The sequence below is a fragment of the Streptomyces sp. TSRI0107 genome (assembly GCF_001905845.1).
Classification (GTDB): Bacteria; Actinomycetota; Actinomycetes; order Streptomycetales; family Streptomycetaceae; genus Streptomyces.
The window spans coordinates 321877-337495 of the sequence record NZ_LIVZ01000007.1 but is presented as its reverse complement, the minus strand read 5'-3'; the positions used below and the strand labels follow the sequence as shown (position 1 = coordinate 337495).

12 protein-coding genes and 1 pseudogene are annotated in these 15619 nt (G+C 73.2%); 8 read left to right on the top strand and 5 right to left on the bottom strand.

The features are described from left to right. A complete protein-coding gene (locus tag AMK31_RS20800) occupies positions 1-753 on the top strand; it encodes a hypothetical protein (RefSeq protein WP_073942087.1) in 753 nt (250 codons plus the stop codon). A gap of 81 nt (positions 754-834) precedes the next feature. Here the strand turns inward: AMK31_RS20800 and AMK31_RS20795 are convergent, their stop codons facing one another. Next, entirely contained in the window at positions 835-3348 is a 2514-nt protein-coding gene (locus AMK31_RS20795; RefSeq protein ID WP_073942086.1) for a helix-hairpin-helix domain-containing protein, read from the bottom strand. Positions 3349-3707: 359 nt separating this feature from the next. After that, positions 3708-4691 (bottom strand): aldo/keto reductase, encoded by a 984-nt coding sequence (locus tag AMK31_RS20790; protein ID WP_073942085.1) that lies wholly within the window; start codon positions 4689-4691, stop codon positions 3708-3710. A gap of 173 nt (positions 4692-4864) precedes the next feature. Here AMK31_RS20790 and AMK31_RS20785 point away from each other — a divergent pair, with 173 nt between their 5' ends. After that, positions 4865-5920, top strand: coding sequence for an LLM class F420-dependent oxidoreductase (locus tag AMK31_RS20785; protein WP_073942084.1), 1056 nt, complete (start codon positions 4865-4867; stop codon positions 5918-5920). A gap of 241 nt (positions 5921-6161) precedes the next feature. Continuing rightward, a pseudogene (locus AMK31_RS20780) lies at positions 6162-6949 on the top strand (ferritin-like domain-containing protein). 10 nt (positions 6950-6959) lie between these two features. Here the strand turns inward: AMK31_RS20780 and corA are convergent. Then, entirely contained in the window at positions 6960-7955 is a 996-nt protein-coding gene (corA, locus tag AMK31_RS20775; RefSeq protein WP_073942420.1) for a magnesium/cobalt transporter CorA, read from the bottom strand. Positions 7956-8017: 62 nt separating this feature from the next. Between corA and AMK31_RS20770 the strand changes: the two genes are divergently transcribed. The 5 genes from AMK31_RS20770 to AMK31_RS20750 all read left to right on the top strand — a co-directional run bounded on the left by AMK31_RS20770 (position 8018) and on the right by AMK31_RS20750 (position 12657). Further along, entirely contained in the window at positions 8018-8704 is a 687-nt protein-coding gene (locus AMK31_RS20770; RefSeq protein ID WP_073942083.1) for a histidine phosphatase family protein, read from the top strand. 85 nt (positions 8705-8789) lie between these two features. Then, entirely contained in the window at positions 8790-9380 is a 591-nt protein-coding gene (locus tag AMK31_RS20765) for a DUF3090 domain-containing protein (RefSeq protein ID WP_073942082.1), read from the top strand. Beyond that, the gene (locus tag AMK31_RS20760) at positions 9377-10162 is read left to right on the top strand and encodes an SCO1664 family protein (protein WP_073942081.1); all 786 of its coding nucleotides are present in this window, start codon (positions 9377-9379) and stop codon (positions 10160-10162) included. Before AMK31_RS20765 ends, AMK31_RS20760 begins: the two co-directional genes overlap by 4 nt. Before the next feature lie 121 nt (positions 10163-10283). After that, on the top strand, positions 10284-11513 hold the full coding sequence (gene mshC, locus AMK31_RS20755; RefSeq protein WP_073942080.1) for a cysteine--1-D-myo-inosityl 2-amino-2-deoxy-alpha-D-glucopyranoside ligase: 1230 nt from the start codon (positions 10284-10286) through the stop codon (positions 11511-11513). A gap of 184 nt (positions 11514-11697) precedes the next feature. Beyond that, positions 11698-12657, top strand: a complete 960-nt coding sequence (locus AMK31_RS20750; protein WP_073942079.1) for an SMP-30/gluconolactonase/LRE family protein — start codon at positions 11698-11700, stop codon at positions 12655-12657. A 55-nt stretch (positions 12658-12712) separates the two neighbouring features. Here the strand turns inward: AMK31_RS20750 and AMK31_RS20745 are convergent, their stop codons facing one another. Continuing rightward, complete coding sequence (locus AMK31_RS20745; protein WP_073942078.1) at positions 12713-13636, bottom strand: PAC2 family protein; 924 nt, start codon at positions 13634-13636, stop codon at positions 12713-12715. 332 nt (positions 13637-13968) lie between these two features. Beyond that, positions 13969-15585 (bottom strand): glycerol-3-phosphate dehydrogenase/oxidase, encoded by a 1617-nt coding sequence (locus AMK31_RS20740; RefSeq protein ID WP_073942077.1) that lies wholly within the window; start codon positions 15583-15585, stop codon positions 13969-13971. Positions 15586-15619 lie beyond the last annotated feature (34 nt).

Here is a 15619-nt window from a genome sequence, read left to right as displayed (position 1 = left end):
ATGTCTGATGCTGCGCAGCCCACCGCTGCCGAGGTACGCGCCGCCGCCGAGGCGGTCAAGACCGCGCTCGACCGCCATCTCGCCGCGGTCGAACGCCGGTCGGGGGAGGACGACCCGGCCGTCTACGAGGCGTTCAACCAGCTGGCCGCGGCCGCAGAGGCGTACGACGAACTGCTCTACGACCGCTACGACGAGGTCACGCCCTTCGAGATCCCCGGCGCCGACGACTCGCTGCCGCCGTACACCGGGCCCGAGGAACCGAGCGCGCTGAGTGTGCTGATCCGCCGCGACTACGCGGTGGCGGAACCGCAGCGGCTGCTGGCGCAGGCCCAGCGGGTCGAGGCGGCGGACGCGAGCGCGGACGCGGACGCGGACGGCGGGGAGACGGTCAACGGGGCGCTCGGCATCCTGTTCGGCGAGTTCGAACCGGACGAGATCGCCACCCGGCACAAGGAGTTCGGCCTGGAGGAGGGCGATTCCACGCTGTGGGTGATCGCCACCGACGAGCCCCCGGAGCCCGGCGAATGGCTCGCGGCCCCGTTCGACGCGGTCGACCCCCAGCGGGTGGTCTGCCGCTTCGACGTCAGCGCGGTCTTCGACGAGGACCTGGACGACGGTCCCGACGAGGACGACGGTCCCGACGACGCCGATCCCGACGACGCCGATCCCGACTCCGACGAGCTGGAGGAGGACGAGCTGGACCTCGATGAGGACGAAGACGAGGATCTCGAACCTCTGGACGCGGAGCGCTGAGGCGTTCCGCCGGGAACGAGACGGCGGTGACCACGGCGGCCACGGGGAAGCCCCGGTGGCCGCCGTTCCGTGTCCGCGCGGCTACTCCGCGGTGGGTGCCTCGGGACGCAGCAGGTCGGGCAGGCGCGTGGTGCGCGGCTTGGCCGTGCCCTCCGCGACCGCTCTCGGCAGGGCCTGCTCCACGCCGTGCACGACGGACAGATGACGCTCGGCGCGGCCGAAGGCGGTGTAGACCCAGGGCCGGGTCAGGCTCTGCGCGGCGTCGCCCGGCAGGACCACGACCACCGCGGGCCAGCGTCCGCCGACCGCCTGGTGCGCGGTCAGCGCCCACCCGTGCCGCACCCACTGCTCCACCCGCTCGCGCGGTACGACGACGGCCTCACCGGCGCACGACAGATGCAGCCCGTCGGCGTCGGCCGTGACCACCCGCCCCGGCAGCGTACGGCCGGGCGTGGGGGAGTAGGCGATCCGGTCGCCGGGGTCGAAGCCGCCGAAGCGCCCGGGCCCGGGGTTGAGCCGCTCCTTCAGCGCGGCGTTCAGCACGCGCGTGCCGGCCGCGCCGCCGTGCCCCGGCGTGATGACCACCGTCTCCTCGGCGGGCACGCCGATCGCCCGCGGCACCGAGTCCGCGACGAGCTGCACCGTGCGGTGCACGGCCTCGCCCGCGTCCCGCACCGGCACGATCACGATCTCCTTGCCGGGCGCGGCGACCTGGTTCAGCTCACCGATGCCGATCCCCGACACCAGCTCGCCGAGCGGTCCGGGGTCGGGCCGCCGGGAGGCGATCTGCGGCACCCTGCGCGCCGCGAGCAGATCCGCGAACACCCGCCCGGGCCCCGCCGACCACAGCACCGCCGGGTCCCCGGACAGCACCAGCCGGGCTCCGTCCGGCAGCGACTCCACGAGCAACGCGCCGGTCTCCACGTCCAGTTGCGGCGCGTCGAGCACGACCAGCAGATCCAGGTCCAGCGCGCCGTCCGCGTCCCGGCCCGGTCCCTCGGCGCCGGACAGCAGCCCCGCGACCGTAGCGACCGTCTCCCGCTCCGGGAACCCGGCGCGACCCAGCGGACTGTGCACGGCGGCCCAGGCCCGCAGGCCCAGGTCCCGCGCGACGCCCAGCAGCTGCGCGGCCTCGGCGCGGGACGCCTCACCGCCGGTGTGCAGCACCAGGCCGTGCCCGGCGACCGCCCGGATCAGCTCGGCGGCGGAACCCTGGGCCGCGGCGGCGGCCCGCTCCCACTCCGCGCCCGAACCGTCCTCCTTCGGCACCGAGTTGATCAGCCGCCCGATGCCGTCGGCGAGGCTCTCCTCGGCGAGCGCGTACCGCTCCAGGCCGACCAGCACCCGCACCGGCGCCCGCTCCTCGCCCTCCCCGGACGAGGACTCCGGCTCGGCGGGTTCCGACTCCTCCAGCCCGTCCTGGAAGGCCAGCACCTCGCCCTCGGAGAGGGCGTCCTGGACGGCCGCGTCCGGGTCGGGCACGCCTCGCTGGGCCAGGGCGGCGGTCAGCGTCGGCAGCTCCAGGGCGGTGTGCCCGGCCAGCGCCGCCTGCTCCAGCAGCCAGACGACGACCGCGCGCAGCCGCCGCTCGTCGTCGGGGCCGCACTGCGCGCCGAGCAGCGCCCGCGCGAACCCGTCGGCCTGCTCGGGCCGCACCCCGCCGACCCGCAGCAGCAGCCAGGGGTCGGACCGCAGCCGGTCCTCGGCGCCCTCCCCGAGCACGGTCGCCGCCTGCGGCGCCAACGCCTCGGGAGCACCGCCCTCGGCCAGCACCCGCCGGACGCCCTCGACGGTCCCCGTCGCGGGCGCGGCGACGACGGGCGGGGCCACCGGCTGGGTCCGCCGCACCGCCTCCGGCGCCGGTCGCCGCACCGTCGCCTCGGGCTCGGCGAACACCGTGGCCGAGGGCTTCGCCCCGCTCTCCACGGCCCGCACGGCGGCGAGCAGGTCGGCGGCCTTGCCGCTCAGCTTGGCCCCGCTCTCGATGGGCCCCTGCTTCTCCGCCTTGCGCCGCTCGATCCGCTCCCGCTCGACCCGCTGAGCCGCAAGCTCCGCCTCCGCTTCAGAAACCTGCCCCTCACCGGCCCCTTCGGCCTCGGTGCCTTGCCCTTCGCCGGCTCCCTCGGCCTCGGTGCCTTGCCCTTCGCCGGCTCCCTCGGCCTCGGTGCCTTGCCCTTCGCTGGCCCCGTCGGCCTCGGTGCCCGGCGCCGACTCGGCTCCCGCAGCCCCGCCGTCCTGCACCGAGCCGGCTTCCTCGGCCCCGGTGCCCTGCGTTGCGCCGGCCTCCTCGACGGAGCCGGGCTTGCCGTCGGCTTCCCCGGCCTCGGTGTCCTGCGTTTCGCCGGTCCCCGTAGCCCCGCCGTCCTGCACCGAGCCGGCTTCCTCGGCCCCGGTGCCCTGCGTTGCGCCGGCCTCCTCGACGGAGCCGGGCTCGCCGTCAGCTTCCCCGGCCTCGGTGTCCTGCGTTTCGCCGGTCCCCGCAGCCTCGCCGTCCTGCGCCGAGCCGGCTTCCTCGGCCTCGGTGCCCTGCGTTACGCCGGCCTCCTCGCCGGAGCCGGGCTCGCCGTCGCCCTCCTCGGCCTCGGCGCCTTGCACCCCGTCGGTCCCCGCAGCGCCGGCGCTCTGCGCCTCGCCGGCCTCCTCATCCCTGCTGCCCTGCGCCTCGCCGGACCCCGCACCCCCGGTGCCCCCCGTCGAGTCGGCCCTCGCAGCCCCGGCATCCCGCGCCGAGTCGGCCCCTGCAGACCGGGCATCGTCCGCCCCGCCGGCTTCCGCGCCCCCGGCGCCCCGCTCCTCGCCAGCCCCCCGAGCCCCAGCACCCCGCGCCGCCTCGGCCCCCTCAGCCCCGCTGTGCCGCTCGCCCCCGGTCCCCTCCTCTGTCTCGGGGACGCCGCCCTCCGCCTCGGGGGCCGGCGTGTTCTGCTCGGCGTCCTCGGTGGTCTCCGGCTCCGTGCTCACAGCGTGCTCCAGTCGTGATCGGGATAGCGGTGCACGGGCGCCGACACATCGTCGAGCGCCCGGCAGATCTCGTCAGGAAGACTAAGCGCCTCCACTGACAACGCCGCCGTGAGCTGCTGCGCGGTGCGCGCGCCGACGATCGGCGCGGCCACGCCGGGACGGTCCCGCACCCAGGCGAGCGCCACCTGCAACGGGGTCACGGCGAGCCCGTCCGCCGCGGTCGTCACGGCGTCGACGATGCGGCCGGCCATGTCGTCGAGGTACGGCTCCACGAACGGCGCCAGATGCTCGGACGCGCCCCGCGAGTCCGGCGGCACGGCGTTGCGGTACTTCCCCGTCAGTACCCCGCGCCCCAGCGGCGACGAGGGCAGCAGCCCGATGCCCAGGTCCAGCGCGGCGGGCAGCACCTCCCGCTCGACCCCGCGCTGCAGCAGCGAGTACTCCATCTGCGTACTGGCCAGCCGGGTGCGCGTGCCCGGCGCGGCCAGCTGCCAGGTCGCCGCCTTGGCGAGCTGCCACCCGCAGAAATTGGACACTCCCGCGTACCGCACCCGGCCGCTGCTCACCGCCAGGTCCAGCGCCTGCAGCGTCTCCTCGAGCGGTGTCCGGGGGTCGTACGCGTGGATGTGCCACACGTCGACGTAGTCCGTGCCCAGCCGGGCCAGCGAGGCGTCCAGCGCGGCCAGCAGGTGCCCCCGCGACCCGTCGAACCGCCGGTCGGGGTCCGGCACGCTCCCGGCCTTGGTCGAGATCACCAGGTCCCGACGCGGCACCAGCCCGTCTATGAGCCGTCCGAGCAGATACTCGGCCTCCCCGTTCCCGTACACGTCCGCCGTGTCGATCAGCGTGCCGCCGGCTTCCCAGAACGTCTTCAAGAGGTCCGCGGCGTCGTGCTCGTCGGTGTCCCGGCCCCACGTCAGGGTGCCAAGGCCGATACGGGACACGCGCAGGCCGGTACGGCCGAGATGCCTCTGCTCCATGTCCGCCGAGATTACTGGCCGGAACTGGTGCCGTGGGTTGCCTGTGGACAACCGATTTCCCGACCGCGTTCCCCACCGTTCGCGCAGCGCTGAGGGAGGTCTACGTCCCGTGGTCACCCACCCGGTAGGGTCACCCCCACAAAGGGACGTTACTGATCAGTAAGGGGAAGGCCATGCAGCTCGGCATCAACCTCGGCTACTGGGGCGCCGGAATGGACGCGGACAACCTCGCCGTCGCCCAGGAGGCCGACCGCCTCGGCTACGCGGTCTGCTGGGCCGCAGAGGCCTACGGCTCGGACGCCGCCACCGTGCTCACCTGGGTCGCCGCCCAGACCACCCGCATCGACGTCGGTTCGGCCATCTTCCAGATCCCCGCCCGGCAGCCCGCGATGACCGCGATGACCGCCGCCACCCTCGACTCCCTGTCCGGCGGCCGCTTCCGCCTCGGCCTCGGCGTCTCCGGCCCCCAGGTGTCCGAGGGCTGGTACGGCGTCAAGTTCGACAAGCCCCTGTCCCGCACCCGCGAGTACGTCGAGATCGTCCGCAAGGCGATGAGCCGGGAACGCCTCACCCACGACGGCGAGCACTGGACCCTCCCCCTCCCCGGCGGCCCCGGCAAGCCCATCAAGCTCACCGTCCACCCGCAGCGCGAGCACATCCCGCTGTACATCGCCGCGATCGGCCCGAAGAACCTCGAGCAGACCGGCGAGATCGCCGACGGCGCCCTGCTGATCTTCCCGGCCGCCGAGCACCTCGAGGAGACCGCGATCCAGCACCTGCGCGCGGGCCGCGAGAAGGCCGGCAAGACCCTCGACGGCTTCGACGTCTGCCCGACCCTGCCGCTCGCCGTCGGCGACGACAAGGACGTCTCCGCCCTCGCCGACACCTTCCGCCCCTACACCGCCCTGTACGTCGGCGGCATGGGCAGCCGCAAGCAGAACTTCTACAACCAGCTGGCCCGGCGCATGGGTTACGAGCAGGCGGCCGAGGAGGTCCAGCAGAAGTACCTCGCCGGCGACAAGCAGGGCGCCGCGGCCGCCGTACCGCACGACCTCATCGACAAGACGACCCTGCTCGGCTCCGTCGACCGCATCGCCGACCGGATGAAGGCGTACGCCGCGGCCGGCGTCACGACTCTCACCCTCGCCCCCGCGGGCTTCACCCTCGACGAGCGGATCGCCTCGCTCCGGGCCGGCACCGAGGCCCTGGAGCGCGCCGGGCTCGCCTGACACACGGGGACCCCGGGTTGCGCCGCCGGAGGATTTCGCGGCCGTGGTGGGGGCTCGGGGGTCCACCCCGCCACGGCCGTCACGCGGAACAACGCGCCTTCCCCGTAGGCGGTTACGCCTCCGGCACACCCCGGCGGTCCTTCTTTCGGCGGAGTTGTCCGACACACCTGTTGCCGCCCACCTCGTCCCGCATTTGACTCGTTCCTTGCGGCCTGCGGAACCCTGCAGAGAGGTGCTCCAGATGCTTTCGGCCAAGAGCCTGTTCCAGGAGATCCTCGACAACGACGAGTCCTTCGCCCTGTTCTGCTCCATCGCCGCCGGCGGTGAGGCTTAGGGCGGCTGGGAGAACGCCCGCATCGCAGCTCTCGTCCCCGCGAGCGAGCGGACCTCGCCCCCAAGATCACCCGCCACGGCGCCGACGAGGACAAGCACGGGCGCATCTTCAACGCCCTGATGAGGAAGCGCGGCCTCGACCCCGTCCCGGTCCCGCCCGAGACCGACTACACGATGCTGCTGGAACGCGCCGGCATCGGCCTCGCCCACGACAGGCTCGAGCGCGACGAACCCCTCACCGTCCGGGACATCGTCGTCCACCTCGCCCACAGCCGTGTCACCGAGCAGCGCGCCGCCGAGCAGATGGAGCTGCTGCGCAGGCACTTCGCCGACCACCCCGACCTCGGCCGGGCGGTCAGGATGATCTCCAGGGACGAGGACGCCCACCTCGCCTACTGCCACGAGGAACTGCTCCGCCTCGCCCGCGCCGGCCACGGCCGGACCATCCGGCGCACCCTGCGCGAGTGCGCCCTCGCCGAGATCCGCGTGTACCGCGGCGTCAGCCTCTCCGTCATGGCCCACATGGGCGGCCTCCTGCACTGGCCGAAGGCCAAGTCCGCGGCGCTCGCGGCGGGCATCCACGCGGTCTACGCCTACGAACGCCTCGGCGGCCGGCGGCGCATGGTCTCCCTCAGGACGCCGGAACGCCGCAACGCCCTGGGCGGCCCCGCGGAGTCGGCCCCGGAGTTCGTGTGAGGCACCCCCCTCACATCCACCCGCGCCTCTTGAACAGCCGGTAGAGCAGCACCTCCAGGACGACCATGACACCGATCACCGCCGGATACGACCACACCCAGCGCAGCTCCGGCATGTGCTCGAAGTTCATGCCGTAGATCCCCGCGAGCATCGTGGGGACCGCGGCCATGGCCGCCCACGCGGAGATCTTCCGCATGTCGTCGTTCTGCCGGACGCTCATCTGCGCCAGATGCGCCGACAGCACGTCCGACACCAGCCGGTCCAGCCCCTCCACCGACTCGTTGACCCGGGTCAGATGGTCGTGCACGTCCCGGAAGAAGGGCCGCGCCTTGTCGTTCACGAACGGCGGCGCCGCGCCGAACGGACCGTTCCCGGCCAGCCGGGTCAGCGGCAGGGCCAGCGGCCCGCTGGCCCTGCGGAACTCCAGGATCTGCCGCTTGAAGGTGTAGATCCGCGACGCGGTGTGCCGCGAGCCGGCCACGTCCGGCGAGAACACCTCCGTCTCCAGCTCCTCCAGGTCGTTCTGCAGCTCGCCCGCGACCTCCAGATAGTGGTCGACGGTGGCGTCGGCGATGGCGTAGAGCACGGCCGTGGGGCCCTTGCCCAGCATCTCCGGCTCCCGCTCCAGCCGTTTGCGTACGGCGGCCAGCGGCGCGCCCTCGCCGTGCCGGACGGTCACCACGAAGGCGTCACCGAGGAAGATCATGACCTCGCCGGAGGACACCGCGTCGCTCTCCGGCTCGTACACCACCGGTTTCAGGACGAGGAACAGCGAGTCGTCGTACACCTCCAGCTTGGGCCGCTGGTGGGCCTTCAAGGCGTCTTCCACGGCCAGCGGATGCAGCCGGAACTCCTCGGTGACCAGCTCGAACTCCTCCGGGCTCGGCTCGTGCAGCCCGATCCACACGAAGCCGCCCGCGGCCCGTGCCTCGTCCAGCGCGTCGGAGAGGTCCGAAGGACCCTCCACGCGATGCCCCTCCCGGTAGATGCCGCAGTCGACGATCACGAAGCGCATTCTCCCTTCCACACCTCACACACGCCCTCCGGCGTACGCCTACGCTGGGCCGCATGCCCACGCTGATCCTCGTCCGGCACGGACGTTCCACCGCCAACACCGAGGGACTGCTCGCCGGCTGGACGCCCGGCGTGCGCCTCGACGAACGCGGCACCGCCCAGGCCGCGGCCCTGCCCGCCCGCCTCGCCGAACTCCCGCTCGCCGAGATCGTCACCAGCCCGCTCCAGCGCTGCCAGGAGACGATCCGGCCGCTGCTCGACGCCCGCCCCGCACTGACCGCGCACACCGACGAACGGATCGGGGAGTGCCACTACGGCGACTGGTCCGGCCGCAAGCTCGCCGAACTCAAGGACGAGCCGCTGATGGAGGTCGTCCAGGCCCACCCGTCGGCCGCCGCCTTCCCGGGCGGCGAGTCGATGCGCGCGATGGCCACCCGCGCGGCCGAGGCCGTACGCGAGTGGAACGCGCGCGTGGAGCGCGATCACGGGCCCGACGCGGTGTACTTGATGTGTTCGCACGGCGACATCATCAAGTCGCTCGTCGCGGACGCCCTCGGACTTCATCTCGACCTCTTCCAGCGGATCGCTGTGGAACCGTGTTCCATCACCGCGATCCGCTACACCCGTCTGCGCCCGTTCCTCGTCCGCCTCGGCGACACGGGCGACTTCACCTCCCTGGTGCCGCGCGAGGAGCCCCCGGCCGAGGACGCACCCGTCGGGGGCGGTGCGGGCGCACCGTGATCGTCGGCCGCAGTAGGGTGAAGCGGTCAGTCGGTCCCGAAGTCGATGCCGATCCACAAGTCCAGACGATTCCAGGAGACAGGACGTGTCCCGTCAGGTGTTCCTCTACGACCCACCGGACCGCTTCGTGGCCGGCACGGTCGGACTGCCCGGGCGCCGTACGTTCTTCCTCCAGGCCTCAGCCGGCTCCCGGGTGACCAGCGTGGCCCTGGAGAAGACGCAGGTCGCCGCGCTCGCCGAGCGCATGGACGAACTCCTCGACGAGGTCGTACGGCGCAGCGGCGGCAGTGCCGCCGTCCCCGCCGTGGCCCCCGCCGAGATCACCGACACCGCCCCCCTGGACACCCCCGTCGAGGAGGAGTTCCGGGTCGGCACGATGGCCCTCGCCTGGGACGGCGAGGAGCAGCGCATGATCGTCGAGGCGCAGGCCCTCGTGGAGCTCGACGCCGACTCCGACGAGGACCTGGCCGAGGCCGAGGAGCGGCTGCTCCAGGACGAGGAGAACGGCCCGCCGATGCTGCGGGTCCGCCTCACCGGCGCCCAGGCCAGAGCCTTCGCCAAGCGCGCCCTCGACGTCGTCAACGCCGGCCGGCCGCCCTGCCCGCTGTGCAGCCTGCCGCTCGACCCGGAAGGACACGTATGTCCGCGCCAGAACGGATACCGCCGCGGAGCATGACCCCGGCGGAACTGCTCGCCGAGGGCGAGCTGACCGTCCGCGGACAAATCCGGGACGCCTCCAACGCGGCGCTGTACTGCACGGTGACGTACGAGGACCGGGAGGCGGCCTGCGTCTACAAGCCCGTCGCCGGGGAGCGCCCGCTGTGGGACTTCCCGGACGGGACGCTCGCCGCCCGGGAGGTGGCCGCCTACCTGGTGTCCGAGGCGACCGGGTGGGACCTGGTGCCGCCGACCGTGCTGCGCGACGGGCCGTACGGCGAGGGCATGGTCCAGCTGTGGATCGAGGCCGTCCCAGGCGCCGAGCTGCTGGCCCTCGTCGAGGATGAGGAACCGGCGCCGGGCTGGAAGGCGATCGGCCTCGCCGAAGTGGGGGAGGGGCGCACCGCGCTGCTGGTGCACGCCGACGACGAGCGGCTGCGGCGGCTCGCCGTACTCGACGCGGTGATCAACAACGCCGACCGCAAGGGCGGCCACCTCCTCCCCGCCGGGGACGGCCGGCTCTACGGCATCGACCACGGGGTCACCTTCAACGTCGACAACAAGCTGCGCACCCTGCTGTGGGGCTGGGCCGGCGAAGCCCTCACCGAGGAGGCCGTGACGGTCCTCGGGGGCCTGAAGGAGCGGCTGCGGGAGGGCGGGGCGCTCGCCGAACGCCTGGCCGGGCTGATCACCCCCGCCGAGCTGGACGCCACCCGCGCCCGGGTCGACGCCCTGCTCACCTCGGGCGTCCACCCGGAGCCGGGCGGGGAGTGGCCCGCCATCCCGTGGCCACCGGTGTGAGCGGCGCCGCGTGAGGCAGTGGCCGTAAGGCACATCGGCCGGGAACGCGCAAGAGCGCCTTCCCGGCCATATGGCCTGGTCCGGTTCGGATTCGGAACTCCAGTCCGGTTAGGCTCAAGGCATGCATGCCTGGCCCGCTTCCGAGGTCCCCGCCCTGCCTGGTCAGGGCCGCGACCTGAGGATCCACGACACCGCGACCGGCGCTCTGGTCACCCTCGATCCCGGTCCCGTCGCCCGTATCTACGTCTGCGGCATCACCCCGTACGACGCGACCCACATCGGTCACGCGGCGACCTACAACGCGTTCGACCTCGTCCAGCGCGTGTGGCTGGACACCAAGCGGCAGGTCCACTACGTCCAGAACGTCACCGACGTCGACGATCCGCTGCTGGAGCGGGCGCAGCGCGACGACCTCGACTGGGTGGCGCTCGCCGAGCGGGAGACCGCCCTGTTCCGCGAGGACATGACCGCCCTGCGGATGCTGCCGCCGCGGCACTACATCGGCGCGGTCGAGGCGATACCCGGCATCGTGCCGCTGGTGGAGCGCCTGCGCGAACTGGGCGCCGCCTACGAGCTGGACGGTGACATCTACTTCTCCGTCGAGGCCGACCCGCACTTCGGCCAGGTCTCCAACCTGGACGCCGCCGCGATGCGGCTGCTCTCCGCCGAGCGCGGCGGCGACCCGGACCGGCCGGGCAAGAAGAACCCGCTCGACCCGATGCTGTGGATGGCCGCCCGCGAGGGCGAGCCGAGCTGGGACGGCGGCTCGCTGGGCCGCGGCCGCCCCGGCTGGCACATCGAGTGCGTCGCCATCGCCCTCGACCACCTCGGCATGGGCTTCGACGTCCAGGGCGGCGGCTCCGACCTCGCCTTCCCGCACCACGAGATGGGCGCCTCCCACGCCCAGGTGCTGACCGGCGAGTTCCCCATGGCCAAGGCGTACGTCCACGCCGGCATGGTCGCCCTGCACGGCGAGAAGATGTCCAAGTCCAAGGGCAACCTGGTCTTCGTCTCCCAGCTGCGCCGCGACGGTGTCGACCCGGCCGCCATCCGGCTCGCGCTGCTCGCCCACCACTACCGAGCCGACTGGGAGTGGACCGACCAGGTCCTGCGGGACGCCGAGGCCCGGCTGGAGCTCTGGCGGTCCGCCGTCTCCCGGCCCGACGGGCCGGGCGCCGACACCCTCGTCGAGGAGATCCGCGAGGCCCTGGCCAACGATCTCGACGCCCCGGCCGCGCTGGCCGCCGTCGACCGCTGGGCCACCCTCCAGCACGAGCAGGGCGGCGAGGACACCGGCGCCCCCGGCGTCGTCACCCGCGCGGTCGACGCCCTGCTCGGCGTGGCCCTGTAGCAGCCGCGTACGGTCCGGGGCGCCCCCTCCACCCGGAGGCGGCGCCCCGGACCGACACGTCCGGAAACAGCACGCCACACGTCCGGAAACAGCACGCGGCACGCCTGGAACAACACGAGACACGTCTGGAACCAACACCGTCCGGCCGGCCGTTCGCGTCGGCCCTCGCAGAAGGACATACGCAGTGACATCCACGGAGCGTTCCTTAGCACGGCGCAGACTGCTCACCACGACCGCCGCCCTCACCGGGGCGGCACTGCTCGGCGGCACCGCACACGCGGCCGACGCCCGGCAGGCGACCTGGCCCACCCGCTTCCCGCTGCCCGACGGCTTCCAGCCGGAGGGCATCGCCATCGGCTCGGAGCCGTACGCCTGGTTCGGCTCGCTCGCCAACGGCGACGTCTACCGGGCGAGCCTCGCCACCGGCCGCGGCCGCGTCGTCCACCGCGGACTCGGCCCGGACCGACCCGTCGTGGGCCTGAAGATCGACCGGCACGGCCGCCTCTTCCTCTCCGGCGGCGCCGGCGGCGATCTGCGCACCGTCGACGCCCGCACCGGCGAGATCGAGCAGGTGCACGAGGTCGGCGGCGCCTTCGTCAACGACGTCGTCCTGACCCCGCGTGCCGCCTGGTTCACCGACTCCTTCCTGCCCCGGCTCTACCGGCTCGACCTCGGCCGCGACGGCGCACCGCAGGGCGTGGAGACCGTGCCGCTGAGTGGCGACTGGGAGCAGGGCCCCGACTTCACCGCCAACGGCATCGAACGCACCCCCGACGGCAGCGCCCTGCTCGTGGTGAACGCCTTCGCGGGCGGCGGCGGCCTCATGCGGGTCGACCCGCGCACCGGCAGCGCGAGCGCCGTCGACCTCGGCGGCGCGCTGCTGCCGAACGGCGACGGCCTGCTGCTGCTCGGCCGCACCCTCTACGTCGTCCAGCAGTGGCAGAACGCGATCGACGTCTTCCGGCTGAACTCGTCCGGCACCCGCGGCTCCCTGATCACCCGCGTCACGGACCCGGACCGGTTCCGCATCCCGACGACGGCCGCCGCCTGGGGCGACCGGATCTACCTGCCCAACGCGCGGTTCGACATCGACCCGCCGGCCCCCGACACCGACTACGACACGGTGGCCGTGCCCCGAGTGTGACGAAGGGCGGTGCGGGGCGTACGACCACGCCCCGCACCGCCCCACCGCACAGGGCTCAGTCCTCCGACGACTCCCCGTCGTCCGTGCCCGGCTTCGGCGGCATCGGCGGGCGCGTCCGGTCCCCCGGATTGTCCCGGCCGCCGTCCCGGCGCCGCAGATACCGCTCGAACTCGCGGGCGATCGCCTCACCCGACGCCTCCGGCAGCTCGGCGGTGTCCCGGGCCTCCTCCAGCGTCTGCACGTACTCCGCGACCTCGCTGTCCTCGGCGGCCAGCTGGTCCACACCGACCTGCCAGGCGCGCGCGTCCTCGGGCAGCTCGCCCAGCGGGATGCGCACGTCGATCAGATCTTCCAGCCGGTTCAGCAGCGCCAGCGTCGCCTTCGGGTTCGGCGGCTGCGACACGTAGTGCGGTACGGCGGCCCACAGCGACACCGCCGGTACGCCCGCGTGCGTGCAGGCCTCCTGGAGGACGCCGACGATGCCCGTCGGACCCTCGTACTTGGTCTCCTCCAGGTCCATCCGGCGGGCCAGGTCCGGGTCGGACGTGGTCCCGCTGATCGGCACCGGACGGGTGTGCGGGGTGTCGCCGAGCAGCGCGCCCAGGATGACCACCAGTTCCACACCCAGTTCGTGCGCGAAGCCGAGCAGTTCGTTGCAGAACGAGCGCCAGCGCATGGACGGTTCGATACCCCGGACCAGCACCAGGTCACGAGGCTTGTCGCCGCCGACCCGCACCACCGACAACCGGGTCGTCGGCCATGTGATCTTCCGCACGCCGCCGTCCATGAACACCGTGGGGCGGTTGACCTGGAAGTCGTAGTAGTCCTCGGCGTCCAGCGCCGCGAAGACCTCGCCCTTCCATTCCCTCTCGAGATGCGCGACCGCGGTGGAGGCGGCGTCGCCGGCATCGTTCCAGCCCTCGAACGCGGCCACCATGACCGGGTCGATCAGCTCGGGAACCCCCTCGAGCTCGATCACCCAGTGCCTCCTTCCGACGTGCCCTCGCTTGACGTCCCAACCTTACGGCGTTCGGCGAGGGCGCCCGCAGCCCCCTTGCACGGGGGAGTGAACGGATCACTGCCCCGTTCGCCGACCCGGAACACCCCGCGATCCCCGCCGCGCCGCGCGACCTCGACGGCGAAGGCACGGCGAGGGCACGGCGAGGGTGCGGGCATGGCGAAGGGGGTGGCTCCGTCGGCGGGGAGCCACCCCCTTCCTGTGCCCGGCCCCCTAGTGCGGAGGGGGCCGTTCCGCGGCTGCCGGCGGGCGGTCAGGGAAGAGCCGGCGCGCGAGATCTGCTTCCTCGACGCCTACTTCTCGTCGAGCAGGTCCTGGACCTTCGTCCGAACCTCGTCCGTGGCCAGGCCGCGGATCGTCAGCGTGGTGCGGCGGCGCAGCACGTCGTCCGCCGTCTCGGCCCACTCGTGGTCACGGGCCCACACCACCTGCGCCCAGATCTCCGGGGCGTCGGGGTGGACACGCTCGGCCAGCTCGGGGCTCTCGTTGGCGAGCCGGGCGATGTCGAAGGCCAGCGAACCGTAGTGGGTGGCCAGGTGCTTCGCGGTGTCCGCCGCCATCCGCGGGCCCGGCGCCGGGCCGTCGGTCAGCAGCCGGTGGGCGACCGCGCGCGGGTTGGCGACACCCGGCAGCGGCAGCTTCTTCGGCAGCGACGAGATCGGCTCGAAGTCCTCGCCCAGCGGGTGGCCCGGCAGCGACTCCAGCTTCTGCATCACCGTACGGCCGATGTGGCGGAAGGTCGTCCACTTGCCGCCCGCGACGGACAGCATGCCGCCCTTGCCCTCGGTGACCACCGTCTCGCGCTTGGCCTTCGCGGTGTCGCCGGGGCCGCCCGGCAGCACCCGCAGACCGGCGAACGCGTAGGTGATCAGGCTCCGGTCCAGCTGCTGGTCGCGGATGGAGAACGCGGCCTCGTCGAGGATCTGCGCTATGTCCTTGTCGTTGACCGCGACATCCGCCGGATCGCCCTCGAACTCCTCGTCCGTGGTGCCCAGCAGCAGCATGTCCTCCCAGGGGAGGGCGAAGGTGATGCGGTACTTGTCGATCGGGGTGGCCAGCGCCGCCTTCCACGGGGAGGTGCGCTTCAGGACCAGATGCGCGCCCTTCGACAGACGGATCGACGGCGCGGCATTCGGGTCCTCCATACGGCGCAGGTGGTCGACCCACGGGCCGGTCGCGTTCAGCACGAGCCGGGCGCTGACGCCGAACTCGTCGCCGGAGAGCCGGTCGCGCAGCTCGGCACCGGTCACCCGGCCCTTGGTGAAGCGCAGGCCGGTGACCTCGGCGTGGTTGAGGACGACCGCACCCGCCTCGGTGGCCGCGCGGACCGTCATCAGCGCCATGCGGGCGTCGTTCATCTGGTCGTCGCCGTACACGGCCACGGCCTTCAGGTTCTCGGTGCGCAGCTCGGGAACGTCCGCCTGCGCCTTGGCGGGGGAGAGCAGGTGACCGACACCGTCGCCGAAGGCCGACAGCATCGAGTACGCGAACACTCCCGCGCCGAGCTTCGCCGCGCCGTGCGGCCCGCCCTTGTACACGGGGAGGTAGAACGTGAGCGGGTTCGCCAGGTGGGGGGCCACCTGACGGGACACCGCACGGCGCTCGAAGTGGTTCTCCGCCACCAGCTTCACCGCGCCGGTCTGCAGGTAGCGCAGGCCGCCGTGGAGCAGCTTGGAGGAGGCGGAGGAGGTGGCGCCGGCCCAGTCGCCGGCGTCGACCAGAGCCACCCTGAGCCCGGCCTGCGCGGCGTGCCAGGCGGTGGAGATGCCCAGGATGCCGCCGCCGATCACGAGAAGGTCGTACGACGCCTTGGAGAGCTGCTCCCGGGTCTCGGCGCGGCTCGGGTTCGAGCCGGAGGCCGGGCGCGTCCCGAGGGCAGGCACGGACTGCAGGGTGGTCTGACTGGTCATTTGGGGTTCTTACTCCTCATCGGGACGATGTGGC

What these genes read in the sequence shown, in the direction of transcription:
- AMK31_RS20800 (WP_073942087.1), top strand. Translation starts at nt 1, where the DNA reads ATGTCTGATGCTGCGCAGCCCACCGCTGCCGAGGTACGCGCCGCCGCC.
- AMK31_RS20790 (WP_073942085.1), bottom strand. Translation starts at nt 4,691, where the DNA reads ATGGAGCAGAGGCATCTCGGCCGTACCGGCCTGCGCGTGTCCCGTATC.
- AMK31_RS20785 (WP_073942084.1), top strand. Translation starts at nt 4,865, where the DNA reads ATGCAGCTCGGCATCAACCTCGGCTACTGGGGCGCCGGAATGGACGCG.
- AMK31_RS20770 (WP_073942083.1), top strand. Translation starts at nt 8,018, where the DNA reads ATGCCCACGCTGATCCTCGTCCGGCACGGACGTTCCACCGCCAACACC.
- AMK31_RS20760 (WP_073942081.1), top strand. Translation starts at nt 9,377, where the DNA reads ATGACCCCGGCGGAACTGCTCGCCGAGGGCGAGCTGACCGTCCGCGGA.
- mshC (WP_073942080.1), top strand. Translation starts at nt 10,284, where the DNA reads ATGCATGCCTGGCCCGCTTCCGAGGTCCCCGCCCTGCCTGGTCAGGGC.
- AMK31_RS20740 (WP_073942077.1), bottom strand. Translation starts at nt 15,585, where the DNA reads ATGACCAGTCAGACCACCCTGCAGTCCGTGCCTGCCCTCGGGACGCGC.